The following is a 19740-nucleotide window of genomic DNA, read 5'->3' as shown; positions in this document are numbered from 1 at the left end:
AATATAGATAAGATGCCTTAATTCAGGGGGCATCGAGGTCTAGCGCGATACCCAACTCCGCGCAGGTTTTTCGGCGAATATTCTCGGCGGCCTGCGCGTCGTTTTCCCGCAGTGCATTCTCAAACTCGGTAATGATGTGCCCAATCCACTGGCGTTCATCACTTAATGCCCGAGACCATTTTTCTTCCAACTGTGCTTTAAATGTTCGATTAATCAGCAGGTCTCTGGGGCAGATTTTTAACGCTTCCAGGCGCACTCGACTGGCGTCAATTTGCTGTTGGCTGAGTTGGAGCGGGCTGCGGTTAATCACCTTCGAGATCCGCTGGCCGGAATCAGGGAAGATAACATCCACCTCCAGAAGGCCATTGATATCATAACTAAAGCGGATATCCAGCGACTGAATGGAGCCTGTTTTAGTCAGCTCGATAGATAATTCATCAACCAGAATATTATTTTTCACCTTATGGCTTTCGCCCTGGTAGATGCTGACTTCAATGTATTTCTGTTCCGGATGTTGGGTGTAATAGGTTTCGACCTTTGATACCGGTACGGTGGTGTTTCGCTCAATAATTGGCGAGAACACGCCGTCAGTGCCGTTTGAGCAAACCTCGACGCCCAGGGTATAGGGGCAGACGTCGGTGAGGATTACTTCTTCAATATCTTCATGACGCAGGCGGCAAGCGGCTTGCGTCGCGGCTCCCAGAGCTACGATGGTACTGGGATCGTAATTTTTATACGGCATTTTTCCGAACAGGCGTACGGCAATGCGCTGTACCAGAGCATGCTGGGATGCGCCGCCAACCAGCACCAGGCTGTCTATCTGTTCGGGGGCCAGTAACGAATCTCTAAGCGCTTGTTCTATTGGGGCGCGAAGGCGGTTAAGCAGCGGCAGCCATAGCGTTTCCAGTTCATCTTCGTGCCAGCTGATTTCCAGTAAACATTCCTGATGCTGCCACGTACAGCTGAGCGGGAACAATCCATTACATTTTGCGCTTTCGAGTTGGCTATAGAGGGCTGAGAGGGCATTACGGCTAATTTTCAGTGGATCTAATTGCCAGCGTTTGAGTGCATCCTCCAGCAATAATCGAGTAAAGTCTTCTCCACCAAGATAGTTATCACCCGCAGAAGCGCGAACCTCAATCACAGGAAAAGCGTATTCCAGCACGGTGACGTCAAAGGTGCCGCCTCCGAGATCGAAGATGAGTGAGCGCGTATTCTGGCGAGTATGTAGCCCGTAGGCTATAGCTGCGGCGGTCGGTTCGTTTATCAATCTAACCGCGTTCAGGCCCGCCAGTTCCGCCGCCAGGCGCGTATGTTTGCGCTGTTCATCACTAAAGTAAGCGGGGACAGAGATGACGACATCATGGATAGGTTGCTGCAGATACTCTTCTGCGTCCTCTTTTAATGAACGCAATACCAACGAAGATAATTCTGGTGCGGAAAAGGACTCATTACCAAGTTGCCAGTTCGTATTACTACCCATTGCCCGCTTAAATAATGCTGCTGTTTTATCCGGGTGGGACGTTTTGCGTGAAACTGCCGGTTTTCCTACCAGAATCTGATTGTTATCATCAAGACTAATTACTGATGGTGTTAAGTATTGACCAAATTTATTTGGGATGAGTTGTGCGGCACCATTTTGCCAGACGGCGATTAAACTATTGGTGGTACCGAGATCGATACCAATAGCAAGGTTTGCATTATCCATTGCATTCATCAAAGTAGAAGAAAAGAAGTTGCAGGATAAGGGAGCTGTGTTTGTTTATCGTGATCTTAGTCAAATTAAGAGGTTCAGAGCGGGATATCCCACAGAGATAGTCATTTTCTGCACAGATAGTTGAAGGTGTAAAGATGCTGGCGTGATAAACGCCAGCAGATATAGTTAATGAATTGTATTATCTGGTGTTAACTTCGGTTACTTTGAAGTACTGATTTCCGCCCATATTGCTGGCATAATTATGAGTAGAGTTCAGAATTAGCTTGTTGGCACTTAGCGACCCTGTACCGCATGTTTTTAGATTGAACCAACCGCAACCGTAGCCGCCGTTTATGACTTTTGTGGCATCCAGGGTCATGGTTCCAGCCGCTTTGAAAACGCTACGGTTGATGATATTACCGCGACCCTGAGTATTAATATCTAAATCACCTAAAGACTGAATGAGACCTTCATTAAGTAGATCTAGTTTTGTTGTTATATTTATTTTTTTGCCAATGATATGACCGGTGTTACTGGTTACCGTGTTATTTAAGTTTATCGTTGCATCATCACCGCGAATATTACCTTTGGCGTTATTTAACCAGTAACTATGGGTAGTTAACGACTCTGAGGCAAGTAGGTGACCTGAATCTATTGCCAGAGTACCATTTGTCTGTACAGTTACATTTTTTCCTGACATAGTACCTGAATTGGTAATTTCACCTGAGGTCATGCTGCCGCTCTTATTAGCCTGAACTGTCAATGTATCATAGCCGTAAATATTCCCGGTTACTTTAAGTGTGTCTCCTCCAAAAGTTACTATTGTGTTATTACCTCTGGTGGAACCTCCATTATCGATATTGCCGAGAGCAACCACTACTAATTGGTTATCAGAACGCAGGTTAGAGCCATATGTTGTTGTCAGGCTACCGTTAGTCGCTATGCTCAATGCGGTGCTGGCTTTTAGGGTACCTGTGTTTTCGATATTTCCAGATGCATTGACTAACAACTGACGAGTGCTGGAGACAGTCCCACTATTTGTAAGTGAACTCAAGCTGTTGAGCAGGGTGGTATTAGTGGTAGAGATATTTCCAGTATTTTTAAGATTGCCGGCAGAAACTATCTGAGTGACCATACCATTGCTGGCAATGGAACCTTCATTGGTCAGTGAACCATTGCTGGTCATGGCAAGAGTGGTATTCGCAACAATAGTACCTTTATTACGTACGCCGAAGCCCAGATTATTGCCGACCATGCTAATGCTGTTCGCCTTAATACCGCCGAGATTGCTGATGTCGACGCTGTATTCAGGGAACAATGTTTGCATCACCGTGGCGGATTTCCCGGCAGAGGTCATTGCGCCAGTACTATTATCAAATGTAAAATTTCCAGCGCCCACAGTAGCGTTGGCCGCGTTAACTGTACCGTTAATCGCTATCACGTCTGCGAGCAGAGCGGCATAACTATTCGTGGCATCCATTCCGTTTTGCCCAATGGTCAACATACCTCCGGTGACGGTATAACTGCTGATTTCTCCACTGTCGGACAGATTAACCTTGCCGGTGGTGAGTACCGCTTTATTGGTGTTGATAAAGCTACAGCCTGAACAGCTGATACCGTTTGGGTTAGCGATGATGACATCAGCTTTCTGCCCGGCAACCTCAATAAAACCGTTCAACGCGCTGGATTTGTTTGAGATAACTTCATTAAGAATAACGGAGGCGCTACCATCAGTCAGATTATTGTTCTTTGCTATATTACCCAGCGAATCGTGTTTAAGATCGTTAGCGCTGTTGTTGAGAATCAGGCCCTTGCTGTCAACATTAAAATCACGATACATGTTATGTGATACACCAGCCGCATTGGGTTTTTCAATATCAATGACTTTAGTGCCAGAAGAGTGGGTATAGGTAGTTGGGTCGGCGTAAACAAAGCTTGAGCTAAGCGCTGCCGCCAGCATGACGTAAGAAAGTTTGAATTTAAACATTAAATTAATACCTTTAAATATTATTGGATGAGAAAATTAACAATTAGTGGGTTTGAATAAATGACAGTACTAATATCTCCATTTTAATGAAAAGCCGAGATTAAACGGGTCGGTATGAAAGCTATCGGGTTTGATGAGTGGCGTGCTAATGAAAAAATCATACTGAGTCGAAAATAATTCTCCACGGAGCCCGCTTACTGCACCTGATATGACTTTCCCTTTTTTGTATTGTTCCTCGCCGGTAATACGGCCAATATCCAGGCCTAAATAAAACTGCTGGCCGGGGTGGGGGATGTCCCAAATAAAATCGTTACTCCAGTACCAGCCCTGGTTACCAGAAAGGGTATTTTCGCCATCGAAACCACGTACAGTCCAACGGTTACCAATATTGAATTTATTATCGGTAGATAATATGTCAGGACTAAATTGAGCATTGATATGCGGAGCGTAGCTGAATCGATCGCCTGTCAGGGCAAATTTCATATAGGCCTGGATATCCAAATGGACCACGCGTGAAAGTTTGCTATAGAGCCCGGCTTTCTCCTCCGGAGTGGGCGTGGAGCTTAGCCAGGGCAAACTACGCTGTACGCCCAGGCTGGCCTCGACGATCTTTTTATCAAAGTAACGCTGCTGGCGTAAGGTTAACTCCCAAACCGGATTTTGCTTGCGCATTACGCTGAGTTCACTACCGCCAAAATAGTAGTGCGATGTGCTCTTTGCTATGCGGGCATCCAGCGTTGTTTTCTGTTGCCGAGTATGTGAAAGCAGGCGCGACAGCGTTGCACTGGCATAACGGTTTTTACTTTTATATTCAGTAACCGAGTAGTTACCCTTAAATTGTTGAAGATACTCACTCTGTGAGCCGTAGAGGCTTAATGACCAGTAGCCAAAGGGGATGGAGTAATAAAGGCTGCTATTCTGGTTACCATCATCATGTTGATTGAATTCAACGTCACCGCCGGCTGAGAAGTACAAAATGTCATTCAGGGTGGTTAAATCATAAAGATAAAGTGCACCACCGCCCTGATAACGTCCACTGGCGCGACTTCCGGCGTCATCCAGCCAGGCGCCGATTTGCCATTTCTTTGTCAAATCACGTGTGAGTTGAATATCACTCTCAGCGTTTTTTTGTCCGGGAACAATTTTCATTCGAGCTGATGAACCTGGGGTACGCTGCAGGTTAGCCATTCCTTGTTCTAGATCGGTCAGCTTCAGTATGTCTCCGCTGGCAGAAGGCATAGAGTTCCATAGGCTGGTTGTTGCTTTATTGTCCGCAGACCAGGTGATGTCACCAATGTGACCATAGGTGAGCGTAATTTTTAGGATACCGCTATTCAGAGATTGTGAAGGAACATCAATAAGCGAAGTGATATAACCCTGAGTAATTAATTCGTTTTGTAAGGTTGCAGTGAGTATGCGTATACCTGCAATGCCCAGGCATTGGTGTTCCGCCTGAATAGCAATACCGCCTAACAGACGCTGGGTTAATTTTTCATCATCGGAAATGATGTCGACCTTATTGATATATTGGCACGTTGTCTCCGATGGAAAGACTAATTTATGTTTATAGGATCCAGATCGTGATGACTGATATTCCTGTTGCTCAGGTTTTAATGCGCTTTGGCGTGCTTTATCCTGCTCAGTCTGGTTGGTATGGCTGGTGGATACATTCGCGAAGGTGGATGCTGAAAGAAATAGATAAATCAAAATAGCGTTGAGCAGTTTTTTTTGGTTTTTTTTCATGAAGCAATGTCCATTTGTTTCATTTGATAAGTATACCCCAGCTTGCCTGTCTCCGACTTGGGGCTATTTTGTCAGTAAGGCGAATCAGGTACTCACTCTTTAAAAAATTTTATTTTTTATAAAACGCCAAAATAAATCACTTAACGACATACTCGGCGTCGTTGTAAAAAGTTGCGCTATGTTAGCTATACGAGATTATTCAGGCTACGATACAAAACCTGAATTTTATTTGAATTGATTATTTCATCTTGTGAATTATTACAGATGAGATTTGATATATAACATGTGATTATTTTGACTTTAATATTCAATCATATTGAATATGACTGAGGGGGGCGGCGTGTACTTTACGTACACGCCTGAAATTTAGTGCAGAATTTTTGCGAGGAAATCTTTAGCTCGTTCGGATTGAGGATTAGCGAAGAAGGCTTCTTTATCAGCATCTTCGACAATTTTCCCTTCATCCATAAAGATCACCCGGTTGGCCACTTTGCGGGCAAAGCCCATTTCATGGGTCACCACCATCATAGTCATTCCTTCATTAGCCAGTTCAACCATGACGTCCAGTACTTCGTTAATCATCTCCGGGTCAAGCGCAGAGGTGGGTTCGTCAAACAGCATCGCAATAGGGTCCATACATAGCGCCCGGGCAATCGCCACACGCTGTTGTTGACCGCCGGAAAGCTGGGCTGGAAATTTATCTGCATGAGCTGAGAGACCTACACGCTCCAGTAATTTTAACCCTTTGGCGCGGGAAGCGGCTTTATCGCGATTAAGCACCTTGACCTGAGCCAGCGTCAGATTTTCGATAATTGACAGATGTGGGAACAGTTCAAAGTGCTGGAACACCATCCCAACGCGGGAGCGAAGTTTGGCCAGATTGGTTTTTTTATCATTAACCGTGGTGCCGTCAACGATGATTTCACCTTGTTGAATGGGTTCCAGACCGTTAACGGTTTTAATCAGCGTTGATTTGCCCGAACCCGATGGCCCGCAAACGACCACAACTTCGCCTTTTTTCACTTCCGTGGAGCAATCGGTCAGTACCTGAAAGTGACCATACCATTTTGAAACGTTTTTCAGGGTAATCATTACACAGTCCTTTTCTTCAACCAGCTGACCAACAGCGATGCGCTGAGACTAATAATAAAATATACGGCCCCTGCGAACAGGACCATTTCAACCTGGGTTCCGTCGCGCTCGCCGATAGTGGAGGCGGTGCGGAAGAAGTCTGCCAGACTCAGGACGTAGACCAGTGAGGTATCCTGAAATAGAACAATACCTTGGGTGAGCAGCAGTGGCACCATGGCGCGAAACGCTTGCGGCAAAATAATCAGCTTCATGGATTGCCAGTGGGTCATCCCCAGCGCCAGCGCGGCGCTGGACTGGCCGCGTGAGATACTCTGAATACCGGCGCGTATAATTTCCGAGTAGTACGCCGCTTCAAACATGGAGAATGCAATCATCGCGGATATCAGGCGAATGTCGGTTTTCGGCGACAATCCCAGCACGTTTTGCAGGAAGCCCGGAACAATCAGATAAAACCACAGCAGGACCATCACCAGCGGGATAGAGCGAAAAACGTTAACATAGGTTTTAGCAAACCATGCCAGCGGGAGGAAGCTCGACAGGCGCATAACGGCCAGAATTGTTCCCCAGACAATCCCGATAACAATTGCGATAACGGTGATTTTTAGCGTGATAACCAGGCCAGCCAATAGGTATGGCATGGAGGGAATAATGGAACTCCAGTCAAAATCGTACATCATTTGCCTCCCAAATTGCCCGGCAGGCGAACTTTACGTTCAACCACATACATTACCAGCATAATAATTGCGTTGATGAACACGTAGGCGAGAGTGATCGCGGTAAACGATTCCCAGGCGTGAGCCGAGTAATCCAGCAGTTTACCCGCTTGTGCGGCCATATCGGCGAGCCCGATGGTGGAGGCGATAGCCGAGTTTTTCACCAGGTTCATCATTTCAGAAGTCATTGGTGGCACGATAACGCGGTAGGCGTTAGGCAGCAAAACATAGCGGTAGGTTTGCGGCAGCGTCAGCCCCATTGCCAGCCCGGCGTTTTTCTGTCCACGCGGCAGCGACTGAATGCCGGAGCGGACCTGTTCACAGACGCGAGCGGCAGTGAATAATCCTAGACACAACATGGAAGAGACAAAGAACTGAATATTCGGATCCAGCTCGGACTTAAACCACATGCCAAGGTCTTCCGGCAGCAGTTCAGGTACCACCAGATACCAGGTGAAGAATTGCACAATAAGCGGGACGTTACGGAAGAGTTCAACGTAACAGGTACCGATACTTGATAACAGGCGATTGGGAACGGTGCGTAAAATACCGAATAGTGAACCGACGAAGAAGGCGATAATCCAGGCCGTTACCGACAGTGCGACGGTGACCTGAAAACCGCTCCAAAGCCAGCCTAAATAGGTGGTGTTGCCGAACGGGGCCTGTTGCAGGAATATGCCCCAGTTCCAGTCTATTGACATAAATGACTCCTGGAAAAAAAAGGGTAGCAGCGCTACCCTCGAAGATTGTTGCTCAGCTTGTTGCGGTATTCACGGCGGCTGGGGAACGACCAGCCACCGTATAGTCTGTCCGTGCTGTAGTAACAATCGGGAGGGCAGGATTTCCCGCCCCTTGTTTTTTTAATTAGTTAAGAGCTTTGTCGTTTGGTGATTTGAATAGCGCTTTCATCTCTTCAGAGAGTTCGAAATTCATATTCAGGTTCTTCGGCGGAATTGGGTTTTTGAACCATTTGTCGAACCATTTTGCCGCTTCGCCAGAGGTCTGGGCCTGGGCGACGGTTTCGTCTACCAGCGTTTTGAACTGCGGATCGTCTTTACGCAGCATACAGCCGTAGGCTTCCTGAGACTGAGCGGTGCCTACAATCTCCCAGTTATCCGGTTTCTTCGCTTTTGCTCGCTCACCAGCCAGCAGCGCGTCATCCATCATAAAGGCCACTGCACGACCGCTTTCCAGGGTGCGGAAAGAGTCGCCATGGTCTTTCGCACTGATGATGCGCATATTCATTTTTTTCTCATCGTTCAACTTATGCAGCAGAATTTCTGAGGTCGTTCCCGACGTCACAACAACGGCTTTATCCTTCAGGTCCGCGAAGTCTTTAATCGCACCGCCTTTTTTCACCAGCAGGCGCGTACCGACAACAAAGATCGTGTCGGAGAAGGCCGCTTGTTTTTGCCGTTCGAGGTTGTTAGTCGTGGAGCCGCATTCAAAATCAAAAGTACCGTTTTGCAGCAGCGGGATACGGTTTTGCGAGGTGACCGGAATCAGTTTTACCTGCAGGTCAGGTTTGTTCAGCTTCTTCTTGATAGCATCAACAATGGCGTTGGAGTAGTCCTGAGAATAGCCGACGACTTGCTGCTTGTTGTCATAGTAAGAAAACGGAACGGAGGATTCACGGTGGCCAACGACGATCACGCCGTTTTTGGCAATTTTATCCAGAGTGCTCTGCCCGGTGGCAGGTGCAGCATCTTCTGCATGCGCCGCGCTGGCGGTCAGACCTATGGCCAGCATTGCTGCGGCGAGTTTACGTAATTGCATATCCGACTCCTTATCCTCAGCGTCATTGACGCTATTGATGCCCATTGTGAATGTGTGTGCTTTTTATTGCTGCCATCTTTGTGTGCAGTATTTGTATATGCTTGTTAGCATTTAGTTTGGCTTAATGTAAAGATTTTGCTCTTATATTGTTGATTTTTGCGAAGCATACCGCACCAATAAGAGGCATAAATCCTTTGCTGCACTGTTTAAGTGCTGCTCTTGCTCCGTGTCGGTGCAAGCGTGTGGCCAGTAGACGAATGCAATTCATCTCTAAGATTTATTTTGCAATTCACGTGCCAGAACCTGGTGAAGTAAGCTGAATTGAGTGAGAGATCACCCTGTTCACATCGGCATAAGTTGATTTCTAAGTTAAAATAGCGGTCTTATTAGCGTTCATATTTTCAGGGAAGAAAATCGCTATGGCTGCACAACATTTCAACTCGCCTTCTTTCGTCGTCGTTAAGATCCCTTATGTAACATTTCTCCTTATTGCCCTGAACGTGGTTTGGTTTGGCTATTTTTCTCGATCATCTGTGGATGGTGATATTAATCACGCGACGCTGATTCACTTAGGAGCAAACGTTGCGGCGCTAACGTTAACCGGCGAATCCTGGCGACTGGTTGCCAGCCTTTTTCTCCATGGCTCTTTTTCTCATCTGTTCTTGAATATGCTTGCTCTGGCGGTTATTGGCGCTGTTGCTGAAAGATTGCTGGGCAGGTGGCGTCTGTTGGTTGTGTATTTGCTATCCGGCTCTTTCGGTTCTCTCGTGAGCGCCTGCTATGCACTGAGCGACCGGGGGACTGGTGGTGAAACTGTCATCCATTTTTTGTCTTTGGCACCGCAGGTGATTATCAGCATCGGTGCGTCCGGCGCCATTATGGGGCTGGCCGGTGCATCAATAGTCGCGCTGGTTTTTGCGGAGCCAGGCACGCGCAGTGAAAACGATCGGCGAAGATTGTATTCCGTGCTGGGCATGGTCGTGCTAACGCTTTGGTATGGTACTCAGCAGGAGGTTGATAATGCCAGCCACGTCGGCGGACTGTGCGCCGGAGCAGCCATCGGTTTTGCGATAGTCCTGATTCAGATGGGATCGCGAAAAAAGCTGCTTCTGGATGCATTACTCTTTTGCGGCTGCTGCGCGCTGTTGCTGGGCGGGACGTGGCTTGCGCACCGGCAGATTGATGAATCGGACCTGGAGGTCAGGGCGAGCCTGCGTGATGAGTTTTATCCCCTGTCCGTTGAGAAAGAGCGGCAGCTGAGAAGAAAGGTGCTGGCTGATGAACGTGAAAAGCATATGATCAGGCTGCCAGAGCCGGTAAGCAATGAGGAGGCCCGCGGCAGGACACTGGCTGAGATACCTGACATTAACGACATCGCGCTGAGTAAGGATGGAAAGACGCTGTACGCGGCGGTTGAGGATAACAACACCATCACGGTTTACAGCCTGGAACAGCACAAGGTTTTGAGGACGTTTACTGGTACGGTAAGGGCCGCAAATTACAAAGGGCGCTGTAGTGATTGTGGCGATCGGGGGGTCAGGGCGCTGAAGCTTAGTCCGGATGAAACGCGGCTCTATGCGACAGGGTTTGAACCGGATTCATTGTCGGTGATTCGGGTGGCGACGGGGCGTAGCCCGGACGCGATGGTGATTTCTCGCGACGGTAAGCGTGCCTGGATAATGAACCGGACCAGCAACACTATTTCAGCTATTGACCTTACGTCATATCAGCCGATCGGCGATATTCCACTGGGAACATATGACGGAGCAGGTAAGAGTGGCGGCTCTAACATAAGGCCAATTGCGCTCTCGTCGGATGAAAAAACGCTTTTGGTCCCCGATATGGGGAGAAGCGATATCGTGCGCATTGATACCAGTACCCACCAGAAGGTGGATTATCCGGCGGGGGATACCCAGGGGATGACGAGCGTTGTCGGTTTTCGCCCGGAAACGGGTGAGGTTATTTTTGCCGACAGCCTGGGAATTTCACGGATTGGCCAGACATCACAGCAGCCGAAGCTACTGGCTCAATGGTGCAGCCGAAGTATCTATTCTGCTGAAGCGATAAGCCCGGATGGTCGATATATCGCGCTATCGACCTATGGGTTGGAAGGATATATCGTTCTGCTCAGCGTGGATGCGAGCCAGGTTGTGGGGGGTTACCCTGCCAGCCGCGCAAGGCAAGTTCGGTTTTCAGCCGATGGCAAGCAGATATACGTGTTGGGGGCAAAAGCGCTGACGGTGCTGGATCGCGATAAGTCGCTTGCTCCGAGGGTGCTGGTTCGTCACCCGCAGTATGGTGACGTAGCCTGTCTTCCTGATGTTGACTAATGGGACATGGGGGAAGAGCGTTCGTTTCCCCCCATTTTGCTTACTGCTTGCGAGCTCGCAGGCTCATCAGTAGTGCACCAAAACCAAACAGGACGGTCAGTGCCCACAGCGGCCAGTTCCCCGTACGGGCGTACGGTGTCAGACCAGACGTCGGGGTCACTTTGGTGGTCAATACGGCACGAGTAAACTGCGGGATCATCTCCTGAATTTCACCGCGTGGGCCGATGACGGCAGTAATGCCATTATTTGTGCTGCGCAGCAGCGGACGGGCCAGCTCTAGCGCACGCATCCGCGCCATCTGGAAGTGCTGCCACGGACCGATAGATTTCCCGAACCACGCATCGTTAGAGATGGTCAGCAGGAAGTCAGTATCCGGGCGGAAGTTATCGCGCACCTGTTCGCCAAGAATAATTTCATAGCAAATGGCCGCCGTCAGACGCATATTATGCGCGACAAGCTGTGGCTGCACGTAAGGACCACGGCTGAAAGAGGACATCGGTAGATCGAAGAACGGAGCCAGCGGACGCAGGATCGATTCCAGCGGTACAAACTCGCCAAACGGTACCAGGTGGTTCTTGTTGTAGCGATTCTTTGAGTCGTAGCTGTAAGGATTGTCTTTGCCCAGGGTAATAATCGTGTTGTAGGTATCGTAGCGATTTTGCGCGTTCAAACGCGCATCGACGATGCCGGTGATCAGTGAGCTGTTTTTCGACCGTAGTAGATCGTCCAACGTGCTGAGGAACCGCTGCTGGTTAATTTCCAGATCCGGAATTGCCGACTCCGGCCAGATGATGAGCTGAGATTTGCCCATTTGCGGCTGGGTGAGATCCAGATAAGTTTCCAGCGTTCTGGCCAGGTGGCCCTCATTCCACTTTATCTCCTGAGGAATATCCCCTTGTACCAGCGAGACCTGGGTGGCTCGCTCCGGTAGCAACTGGTACCACTGAATGTAACGCAGCGGGAAGGGTAGGGCGAACAGCACTACGGCGGCGATCAGCGGTTTCCAGCTACGCTGCATAAGCGCCAGCACCAGCAGGCCGCTGACAACCATCAGCAGGAAGTTTATCGCCTCAACGCCCATAACAGGGGCTAGGCCTTTCAGGGGCCCGTCAATCTGGCTGTAGCCAAATTGTAGCCATGGGAAACCGGTTAATACCCAACCGCGCAGGAATTCGGTAATTTGCCACACTACCGGTGCAGCGACAGCCACGCGTATCCAACTGGTTTTCGGCCACAGGCGCGAAAGAATACCGGCGAATAACCCGGTATAAAGGGACAGATAAGCCGCCAGCAGAACAACCAGGAAAACGTTGACCGGCCCCGGCATCCCGCCGAACTGCGCGATGCTGACGTAGACCCAGTTAATCCCGGAACCAAACAGGCCTAGCCCCCAGAAATAACCAATAGCGGCGCTTTGCACCGGTCGACGATTAAGGGTTAAACCTTGCAAACCGATTAGCGAAATAATCGCCGCTGGCCAGACATCATAAGGTGAAAAAGCCAGCGTTCCGCTGGCTCCGAATAACAACGCCAGCAGCAGGCGTACGCGCTGGCGTTCAATAAGAGAGGCAAATACCATTTAGGTTAATCGTCCCGTTGGATTAGTCTTCCAGCTTCGGCTGAGGCGCGTCATCAGGAAGTTTTACATGTACCTGAATAATACGTCTGCTGTCAGCCATTGCGACCTTGAATTGGTAACCATCAATGTCGATAGACTCGCCGCGGGCTGGCAGATGACCAAATGCCTGCATCACCAGTCCGCCGATGGTGTCGACCTCTTCGTCGCTGAAGTGGGTTCCGTAGGCTTCGTTGAAATCTTCGATTGAGGCGAGCGCGCGTACCGTCCACGTGTGGCGGCTCAGTTGACGAAAATCGATATCTTCTTCTTCATCGTATTCGTCTTCGATCTCGCCGACGATCAGTTCAAGGATGTCTTCAATGGTCACCAGACCCGAGACGCCACCAAACTCATCGATAACGATAGCCATATGATAACGCTGGGAGCGGAACTCTTTCAGCATACGGTCAACCCGCTTGCTTTCAGGCACGACAACCGCCGGGCGCAACACTTTTTCCATGCTGAAGGCTTCCGAGTCGCTGCGCATAAACGGCAGCAGATCTTTGGCCATCAAAATCCCTTCAATGTGATCTTTATCTTCGCTGATCACCGGGAAACGCGAGTGGGCTGATTCGATGATCACATCGAGGCACTCGTCCAGCGTCTGGTTGCGTTTCAGGGTAATCATCTGCGAGCGAGGGATCATGATGTCGCGGACGCGTTGGTCGGCGATATCCATTACCCCTTCGAGCATATCGCGCGTGTCTTCGTCGATAAGATCGTTTTGCCCGGAATCACGGATCAGCGCCAGTAGTTCGTCACGATTTTTGGGTTCACCGTGAAAGAGCTGGCTGAGTAACAGGGAGAAAAATCCCTTTTTGCTGTTTACTGTGTCGCTACTGTGTGAATTGTCGTCGCTCATGGCGTCGTATGGGTTCTCATGTTGGTTAAATAGTCGCTCGTCACGCGTATACTCAGCGTCCGGCATAGCGGCCAGTCGCCGGCAAAGCCGGCGGCAGGTTATTCCTTCTCGGCAATGTACGGATCCTCATAGCCCAGAGCAAGCATTATCTCTGTTTCGAGGGATTCCATCTCTTCCGCTTCTTCGTCAACGATATGGTCGTAGCCCAAAAGATGCAAACTACCGTGGACAACCATATGCGCCCAGTGCGCTTCCAGCGGTTTGTTTTGCTCTTTTGCTTCCTGCTCGACGACCTGACGGCAGATGACCAGATCGCCAAGCAGTGGTAATTCGATGCCAGGTGGGGCTTCGAACGGGAAAGACAGCACGTTAGTCGGCTTGTCCTTCCCGCGATAGGTCATATTCAGCTCATGGCTTTCCGCTTCATCGACCAGACGGATCGTGACTTCCGACTCTTCCTGGAACTGCGGGATGACGGTATCAACCCAGCGTTGAAACTGCGCCTCATCCGGCATACCGCTGTTATCTGCGCAAGCCAGCTGTAAATCGAGAATAACCTGACTCATTTGTGTTCCTGCTCCTGGGCTTCGCGTTTACGCTCGGCGGCCTGTTCTGCTTTACGTTTTTGGTCCGCTTCTTCCCACGCTTCATAGGCATTAACGATGCGGGCGACAACCGGATGGCGCACCACGTCCTCGCTATGGAAGAAGTTGAAGCTAATCTCATCGACTTCGGCCAGCACTTCAATCGCGTGGCGCAGGCCGGATTTGGTGCTGCGCGGCAGGTCAATCTGCGTCACGTCGCCGGTAATAACCGCTTTGGAATTAAAACCAATACGGGTCAGGAACATCTTCATCTGTTCGATGGTAGTGTTCTGGCTCTCATCAAGGATGATAAAGGCATCGTTCAGCGTACGACCGCGCATATAGGCCAGCGGCGCGACTTCAATCACGTTGCGCTCAATCAGCTTCTCGACTTTCTCAAAACCGAGCATCTCGAACAGCGCGTCGTACAGCGGGCGCAGGTACGGGTCGACTTTCTGACTCAAATCGCCAGGCAGGAAGCCCAGCTTTTCCCCGGCTTCAACGGCCGGACGGGTCAGCAGAATACGGCGAACATCCTGACGCTCCAGCGCGTCGACCGCAGCAGCAACTGCAAGGTAGGTTTTCCCGGTCCCGGCAGGACCAACGCCGAAGGTAATATCGTGGTCAAGAATATTGGCAATATACTGCGCCTGATTCGGCGTGCGCGGTTTGATCACGCCACGCTTAGTTTTGATATTGATGGCCTTGCCGAAGTCCGGCACGCTTTCGGCGCTTTGCTCCAGCACGCGGGCTTCTTTGATCGCCAGGTGAATTTGTTCTGGTTCAATATCCTGAAGTTCGCCGCGCATCGGTGCAGTATCGACATACAGGCTGCGCAGGATATCCGCCGCAGCGGTGACGCAAATCGGGCGACCGGTTATTTTAAAGTGATTGTCACGACGATTAATCTCGATGCCGAGACGGCGTTCCAGCTGTTTAATGTTGTCATCAAACGGGCCGCAAAGGCTCAGCAGACGGGCATTATCAGCGGGCTCAAGGGTGATTTCGCGAGTGTCTGTGTTCAAACTGTTCCTCTTATGCATAGGTAGCCGGAAGGTAAACGTTCACCGGCCTGTCAGGAAATTATTCACGTCATCGGAATATGGCGCAAGCATCGCTGTAGATATTGGGTTCAGGAGAGGAAATACAAGGCCTGCCGGAGTCGGCAGGCCTGAACGGATTATGGCTGGTAGATACCGACGCCAAGATCGTTTTCTTTACGGGTACGAGCAATCACCGATTCCGGCGTTTCTGCGATGCGCAGGCCCATTTCGTCTTCGGTACGTACCACTTTACCGCGCAGAGAGTTTGTCCAGACGTCGGTGATTTCGACATCGACAAACTTGCCAATCATCTCAGGTGAACCTTCGAAGTTGACCACGCGGTTATTCTCGGTACGGCCGGAAAGCTCCATAACGCTTTTACGTGAAGTGCCCTCCACCAGAATACGCTGCACGGTGCCGAGCATACGACGGCTCCATGCCGTTGCCTGCTGGTTGATTCGCTCCTGCAGAATATACAGGCGCTGTTTCTTATCTTCTTCCGGTACGTCATCGACCATATCGGCTGCCGGGGTGCCCGGGCGCGCGGAGAAGATAAAGCTGTAGCTCATGTCGAAATTCACATCCGCAATCAGCTTCATGGTCTGCTCGAAATCCTGGGTGGTTTCACCAGGGAAGCCGACGATGAAGTCGGAGCTAATCTGAATATCAGGACGTGCCGCGCGCAGTTTGCGGATAATCGCTTTGTATTCCAGAGCCGTATGGGTACGCCCCATAAGATTCAGTACGCGGTCAGAACCGCTCTGCACCGGCAGATGCAGGAAGCTCACCAGCTCTGGTGTATCGCGATAAACCTCAATAATGTCATCGGTGAATTCGATCGGATGACTGGTGGTAAAACGAATCCGGTCAATACCGTCGATCGCCGCAACCAGGCGCAGAAGATCGGCAAAACTGCCAGGGGTGCCATCGTAGTTTTCACCGCGCCAGGCGTTCACGTTCTGCCCGAGCAGGTTAACTTCACGCACGCCCTGAGCCGCGAGCTGTGCGATTTCAAACAGAATATCGTCGCTCGGGCGGCTGACTTCTTCACCGCGGGTGTAAGGCACCACGCAATAGGTGCAATATTTGTTGCAGCCTTCCATGATCGAAACAAATGCGCTTGGCCCGTCGGCACGGGGTTCCGGCAGGCGATCGAATTTTTCGATTTCCGGGAAGCTGATATCGACAACCGGGCTGCGATTACCGCGTACGGAGTTGATCATTTCCGGCAGGCGGTGCAGGGTCTGCGGCCCGAAAATAATATCGACATAGTGAGCGCGCTGGCGAATATGATCGCCTTCCTGAGAAGCCACACAGCCGCCAACGCCAATGATCAGGTTGGGGTTTTTCTCTTTCAGCAGTTTCCAGCGACCGAGCTGATGGAAAACTTTTTCCTGGGCCTTCTCACGGATTGAGCAGGTATTGAGCAGCAGCACATCCGCTTCTTCTGCCACTTCGGTGAGTTGAAACCCGTGCGTGGCATCCAGCAGATCGGCCATCTTTGATGAATCGTATTCGTTCATCTGACAGCCCCAGGTTTTAATATGGAGTTTTTTTGTCATCGACTTGCTCATGCTTAATTAGGTATACCCAAAGTCAGCGTCTTCACCGGATGTTGCTCTGCAATGTGAAGGGTGACGGATATAAAGCCAGGATTGCAGGGCGCGTATTGTAATGCTTTGACCGCGCCCTGACCAGTACGACCGTAATCACCGCAAGGTGAATAAAAATCCGGTAAACTCAAGGGATTCGAGTTTAAGGATAATAGCCATGACAATTCATGCAACAGATGTCGTTATCGTCGGCGGCGGAATGGTTGGCGGCGCCCTGGCATTGGGGCTGGCACAGCGCGGCTTTACGGTGACGGTGATTGAAAAAAATGCGCCGCCAACTTTTGATGCGACCTCGGTTCCAGATGTGCGTATTTCGGCAATCAGCGCTTCATCCGTAGGATTACTGAAAAGTCTGGGTGTCTGGGATTCAGTTCGGGCGATGCGCGCCCATGCTTATCGTCAACTAGAGACTTGGGAGTGGGAAAGTGCCCATGTTGCCTTTAATGCGGCAGAACTAGAGCTGCCTGAGCTGGGCTACATGGTGGAAAATAACGTCCTCCAGCTTGCTTTATGGCAGGCGCTGGAAGCCCATGCGCAAGTCTCTCTTCATGTGGGAGCGTCATTGAAGGAAATGCGCCACGAAGAAACGCATGCTTCACTAACGTTGACTGATGATAATCAGTACGACGCACGACTGGTTATTGGCGCGGACGGCGCGAACTCGCAGGTACGGCAACTGGCGGGAATCGGCGTCCAGGCGTGGCAGTATCAGCAATCCTGTATGTTGATAAGCGTGCAGTGCGTGGACGATCCCGGTGATAGTACCTGGCAGCAGTTCACTCCAACGGGACCGCGCGCATTTTTACCGCTGTTCGACCATTGGGCTTCACTCGTGTGGTACGACACGCCCGCGCGGATCCGCCAACTGCAGGGAATGAATATGGCTCAGCTGCGGCAAGAAATTGCCCGCCATTTCCCGTCTCGTCTGGGTGAGGTCACACCGCTAAGCGCGGGTGCATTCCCGCTGACCCGTCGCCACGCGCTGCAATACGTTAAGCCGGGATTGGCGTTGGTGGGCGACGCCGCGCACACCATTCATCCGCTGGGGGGGCAGGGGGTGAATTTAGGCTATCGTGATGTTGATGCGTTGCTGGATATTCTTTCTCGTGCGCGCGAGCATGGTGAAGAGTGGGCCAGTCTGCCTGTACTCAAGCGCTACCAGGCCCGGCGCAGAGCAGATAACCTGATTATGCAAACGGGGATGGATCTGTTTTATGCCGGGTTCAGCAACGATCTGGCACCAATCCGTATGCTGCGAAATATCGGTCTGATGGCTGCCGGGCGAGCTGGTGTCCTGAAGCGACAGGCACTGAAGTACGCGTTGGGATTGTAATCTGCGTTTAACATAACCTTGCAAACAGCGTGTCTCTACCTTCTTTTGTTGGCAAGAATCCCTGATACCAGATACTTCCTCTGGAGGTTGTCAGGGATTCACACTGCCATTGATTAGTCGCTACTAAATAGAGCATATGTGCGCTTTTGGCTGACATATAGAGCAGATACAGTAACGCCAGCAATGCAAGTATTACGGAAACCTCGCTTCCTTTGAAAGACTGAAACTCATAAGCAAGTATGGCGATACAGCTCCCCTGTAAAACCATCTTTCCCACAAAGCAGCGGATAAAAAATTGTTGGATTCTCTCTGTTGACCAGAAGCATGGATTTTTAAGTACAGCGCGTTGTTCCTGAGCCGGGAAGCCATGAATATAGGTTATCCATTGGGTATTTTCAGTAAGCGTAAGCGCGATACCAGTTTCGTTGAGGCGATGAAGACGCATTGATATGCTAATAGGAAAGAATAAACCAACCAGAACACAATATGTTAATAAGGCAGAAATCCCGAAGAAGCAAGACATGAAGCTGAACAGAAAAAAGAGCAGCGTTGTTATTCGGGTAAAAATCGGGAAAACCTGATAGTTCATCGCAAATCCTTTTACGCATTTTCTCTGCAATGTATCCAGAGCTAACGTAGATGTAAACTTCAGATTAGATTTTTCGGATTTCATAAAGCAAAAAGCCCGCCGAAGCGAGCTTTTTACTATTAAGTGGCTGGGGTACGAGGATTCGAACCTCGGAATGCTGGTATCAGAAACCAGAGCCTTACCGCTTGGCGATACCCCAACGGGTGCGCCCACAATGTGAGCGACTTTTAAAATTGGCTGGGGTACGAGGATTCGAACCTCGGAATGCTGGTATCAGAAACCAGAGCCTTACCGCTTGGCGATACCCCAACAATTTTTTTGGATTTATCGAACTAAATCAATAAGTCCTTGTATGGTGGCTACGACGGGATTCGAACCTGTGACCCCATCATTATGAGTGATGTGCTCTAACCAGCTGAGCTACGTAGCCAAAATCTTATCATATTCTTCGATGGCTGGGGTACCTGGATTCGAACCAGGGAATGCCGGTATCAAAAACCGGTGCCTTACCGCTTGGCGATACCCCAATACCGTCGCGGTGAACCGCAAACATCGAAGAAATATGGCTGGGGTACCTGGATTCGAACCAGGGAATGCCGGTATCAAAAACCGGTGCCTTACCGCTTGGCGATACCCCAACAAAAAACTTTTACTTGCAACGCGAAAGAGTAAATGGTGCGGGAGGCGAGACTTGAACTCGCACACCTTGCGGCGCCAGAACCTAAATCTGGTGCGTCTACCAATTTCGCCACTCCCGCAAA

General features: G+C 50.1%; 15 protein-coding genes and 6 tRNA genes. 2 read left to right on the top strand and 19 right to left on the bottom strand.

The genetic code is table 11. The features are described 5' to 3' along the window. Positions 1–22 precede the first annotated feature (22 nt). The 7 genes from AC07P6_RS21775 to AC07P6_RS21745 form a co-directional block, all read right to left on the bottom strand. The gene (locus AC07P6_RS21775) at positions 23–1708 is read right to left on the bottom strand and encodes an Hsp70 family protein (protein ID WP_478314617.1); all 1686 of its coding nucleotides are present in this window, start codon (positions 1706–1708) and stop codon (positions 23–25) included. A 187-nt stretch (positions 1709–1895) separates the two neighbouring features. Beyond that, the gene (locus AC07P6_RS21770; protein WP_478314615.1) at positions 1896–3683 is read right to left on the bottom strand and encodes a two-partner secretion domain-containing protein; all 1788 of its coding nucleotides are present in this window, start codon (positions 3681–3683) and stop codon (positions 1896–1898) included. A 69-nt stretch (positions 3684–3752) separates the two neighbouring features. Beyond that, complete coding sequence (locus AC07P6_RS21765; protein ID WP_478314613.1) at positions 3753–5426, bottom strand: ShlB/FhaC/HecB family hemolysin secretion/activation protein; 1674 nt, start codon at positions 5424–5426, stop codon at positions 3753–3755. Positions 5427–5792: 366 nt separating this feature from the next. Further along, positions 5793–6518 (bottom strand): amino acid ABC transporter ATP-binding protein, encoded by a 726-nt coding sequence (locus tag AC07P6_RS21760; RefSeq protein WP_110273342.1) that lies wholly within the window; start codon positions 6516–6518, stop codon positions 5793–5795. Further along, positions 6518–7192, bottom strand: a complete 675-nt coding sequence (gene gltK / locus AC07P6_RS21755; protein ID WP_478317053.1) for a glutamate/aspartate ABC transporter permease GltK — start codon at positions 7190–7192, stop codon at positions 6518–6520. Before gltK ends, AC07P6_RS21760 begins: the two co-directional genes overlap by 1 nt. Next, on the bottom strand, positions 7192–7932 hold the full coding sequence (locus tag AC07P6_RS21750; RefSeq protein ID WP_181483045.1) for an amino acid ABC transporter permease: 741 nt from the start codon (positions 7930–7932) through the stop codon (positions 7192–7194). Before AC07P6_RS21750 ends, gltK begins: the two co-directional genes overlap by 1 nt. Before the next feature lie 163 nt (positions 7933–8095). Then, positions 8096–9007, bottom strand: a complete 912-nt coding sequence (locus AC07P6_RS21745; protein WP_434659780.1) for an amino acid ABC transporter substrate-binding protein — start codon at positions 9005–9007, stop codon at positions 8096–8098. Positions 9008–9426: 419 nt separating this feature from the next. Between AC07P6_RS21745 and AC07P6_RS21740 the strand changes: the two genes are divergently transcribed. Continuing rightward, positions 9427–11337: a rhomboid family intramembrane serine protease gene (locus tag AC07P6_RS21740; protein ID WP_478314610.1), complete on the top strand. Its 1911-nt coding sequence runs from the start codon at positions 9427–9429 to the stop codon at positions 11335–11337. A gap of 40 nt (positions 11338–11377) precedes the next feature. Here the strand turns inward: AC07P6_RS21740 and lnt are convergent, their stop codons facing one another. The 5 genes from lnt to miaB form a co-directional block, all read right to left on the bottom strand. Further along, complete coding sequence (gene lnt / locus AC07P6_RS21735; protein WP_478314609.1) at positions 11378–12916, bottom strand: apolipoprotein N-acyltransferase; 1539 nt, start codon at positions 12914–12916, stop codon at positions 11378–11380. 22 nt (positions 12917–12938) lie between these two features. Then, complete coding sequence (corC, locus tag AC07P6_RS21730; protein WP_095095048.1) at positions 12939–13817, bottom strand: CNNM family magnesium/cobalt transport protein CorC; 879 nt, start codon at positions 13815–13817, stop codon at positions 12939–12941. 98 nt (positions 13818–13915) lie between these two features. Then, positions 13916–14383 (bottom strand): rRNA maturation RNase YbeY, encoded by a 468-nt coding sequence (ybeY, locus tag AC07P6_RS21725; RefSeq protein ID WP_181483041.1) that lies wholly within the window; start codon positions 14381–14383, stop codon positions 13916–13918. Next, positions 14380–15426, bottom strand: coding sequence for a PhoH family protein (locus tag AC07P6_RS21720; RefSeq protein ID WP_181421762.1), 1047 nt, complete (start codon positions 15424–15426; stop codon positions 14380–14382). Before AC07P6_RS21720 ends, ybeY begins: the two co-directional genes overlap by 4 nt. Positions 15427–15581: 155 nt before the next feature. After that, entirely contained in the window at positions 15582–17006 is a 1425-nt protein-coding gene (miaB, locus tag AC07P6_RS21715) for a tRNA (N6-isopentenyl adenosine(37)-C2)-methylthiotransferase MiaB (protein WP_181483040.1), read from the bottom strand. Positions 17007–17214: 208 nt separating this feature from the next. On the opposite strand from miaB, the gene ubiF reads away from it, so the two are divergent. Beyond that, positions 17215–18390: a 3-demethoxyubiquinol 3-hydroxylase gene (gene ubiF / locus AC07P6_RS21710; protein WP_478314605.1), complete on the top strand. Its 1176-nt coding sequence runs from the start codon at positions 17215–17217 to the stop codon at positions 18388–18390. Between the two features lie 7 nt (positions 18391–18397). Here ubiF and AC07P6_RS21705 read toward each other — a convergent pair whose 3' ends face one another. From AC07P6_RS21705 to AC07P6_RS21675, 7 genes are all read right to left on the bottom strand, one after another. Beyond that, complete coding sequence (locus tag AC07P6_RS21705; protein WP_478314603.1) at positions 18398–18979, bottom strand: hypothetical protein; 582 nt, start codon at positions 18977–18979, stop codon at positions 18398–18400. A 124-nt stretch (positions 18980–19103) separates the two neighbouring features. Further along, positions 19104–19178, bottom strand: a tRNA-Gln gene (locus AC07P6_RS21700). Between the two features lie 35 nt (positions 19179–19213). Continuing rightward, positions 19214–19288 (bottom strand) — tRNA-Gln (locus AC07P6_RS21695). Between the two features lie 44 nt (positions 19289–19332). Continuing rightward, positions 19333–19409 (bottom strand) — tRNA-Met (locus AC07P6_RS21690). 22 nt (positions 19410–19431) lie between these two features. Beyond that, positions 19432–19506: transfer RNA gene (locus AC07P6_RS21685), tRNA-Gln, on the bottom strand. Positions 19507–19542: 36 nt separating this feature from the next. Further along, positions 19543–19617, bottom strand: a tRNA-Gln gene (locus AC07P6_RS21680). A 35-nt stretch (positions 19618–19652) separates the two neighbouring features. Further along, a tRNA-Leu gene (locus tag AC07P6_RS21675) sits at positions 19653–19737 on the bottom strand. Positions 19738–19740: the final 3 nt, after the last annotated feature.

The sequence above is a fragment of the Klebsiella sp. GFKo11 genome (genome assembly GCF_056490265.1).
The sequence above is the reverse complement of the archived record's forward strand: the minus strand, read 5'-3'. Positions and strand labels throughout refer to the sequence as shown.

Coding starts and splice junctions, on each gene's coding strand:
- AC07P6_RS21775 (WP_478314617.1), bottom strand. CDS start 1,708: ATGGATAATGCAAACCTTGCTATTGGTATCGATCTCGGTACCACCAAT.
- AC07P6_RS21770 (WP_478314615.1), bottom strand. CDS start 3,683: ATGTTTAAATTCAAACTTTCTTACGTCATGCTGGCGGCAGCGCTTAGC.
- AC07P6_RS21765 (WP_478314613.1), bottom strand. CDS start 5,426: ATGAAAAAAAACCAAAAAAAACTGCTCAACGCTATTTTGATTTATCTA.
- AC07P6_RS21760 (WP_110273342.1), bottom strand. CDS start 6,518: ATGATTACCCTGAAAAACGTTTCAAAATGGTATGGTCACTTTCAGGTA.
- gltK (WP_478317053.1), bottom strand. CDS start 7,192: ATGTACGATTTTGACTGGAGTTCCATTATTCCCTCCATGCCATACCTA.
- AC07P6_RS21750 (WP_181483045.1), bottom strand. CDS start 7,932: ATGTCAATAGACTGGAACTGGGGCATATTCCTGCAACAGGCCCCGTTC.
- AC07P6_RS21745 (WP_434659780.1), bottom strand. CDS start 9,007: ATGCAATTACGTAAACTCGCCGCAGCAATGCTGGCCATAGGTCTGACC.
- AC07P6_RS21740 (WP_478314610.1), top strand. CDS start 9,427: ATGGCTGCACAACATTTCAACTCGCCTTCTTTCGTCGTCGTTAAGATC.
- lnt (WP_478314609.1), bottom strand. CDS start 12,916: ATGGTATTTGCCTCTCTTATTGAACGCCAGCGCGTACGCCTGCTGCTG.
- corC (WP_095095048.1), bottom strand. CDS start 13,817: ATGAGCGACGACAATTCACACAGTAGCGACACAGTAAACAGCAAAAAG.
- ybeY (WP_181483041.1), bottom strand. CDS start 14,383: ATGAGTCAGGTTATTCTCGATTTACAGCTGGCTTGCGCAGATAACAGC.
- miaB (WP_181483040.1), bottom strand. CDS start 17,006: ATGACAAAAAAACTCCATATTAAAACCTGGGGCTGTCAGATGAACGAA.
- ubiF (WP_478314605.1), top strand. CDS start 17,215: ATGACAATTCATGCAACAGATGTCGTTATCGTCGGCGGCGGAATGGTT.
- AC07P6_RS21705 (WP_478314603.1), bottom strand. CDS start 18,979: ATGAACTATCAGGTTTTCCCGATTTTTACCCGAATAACAACGCTGCTC.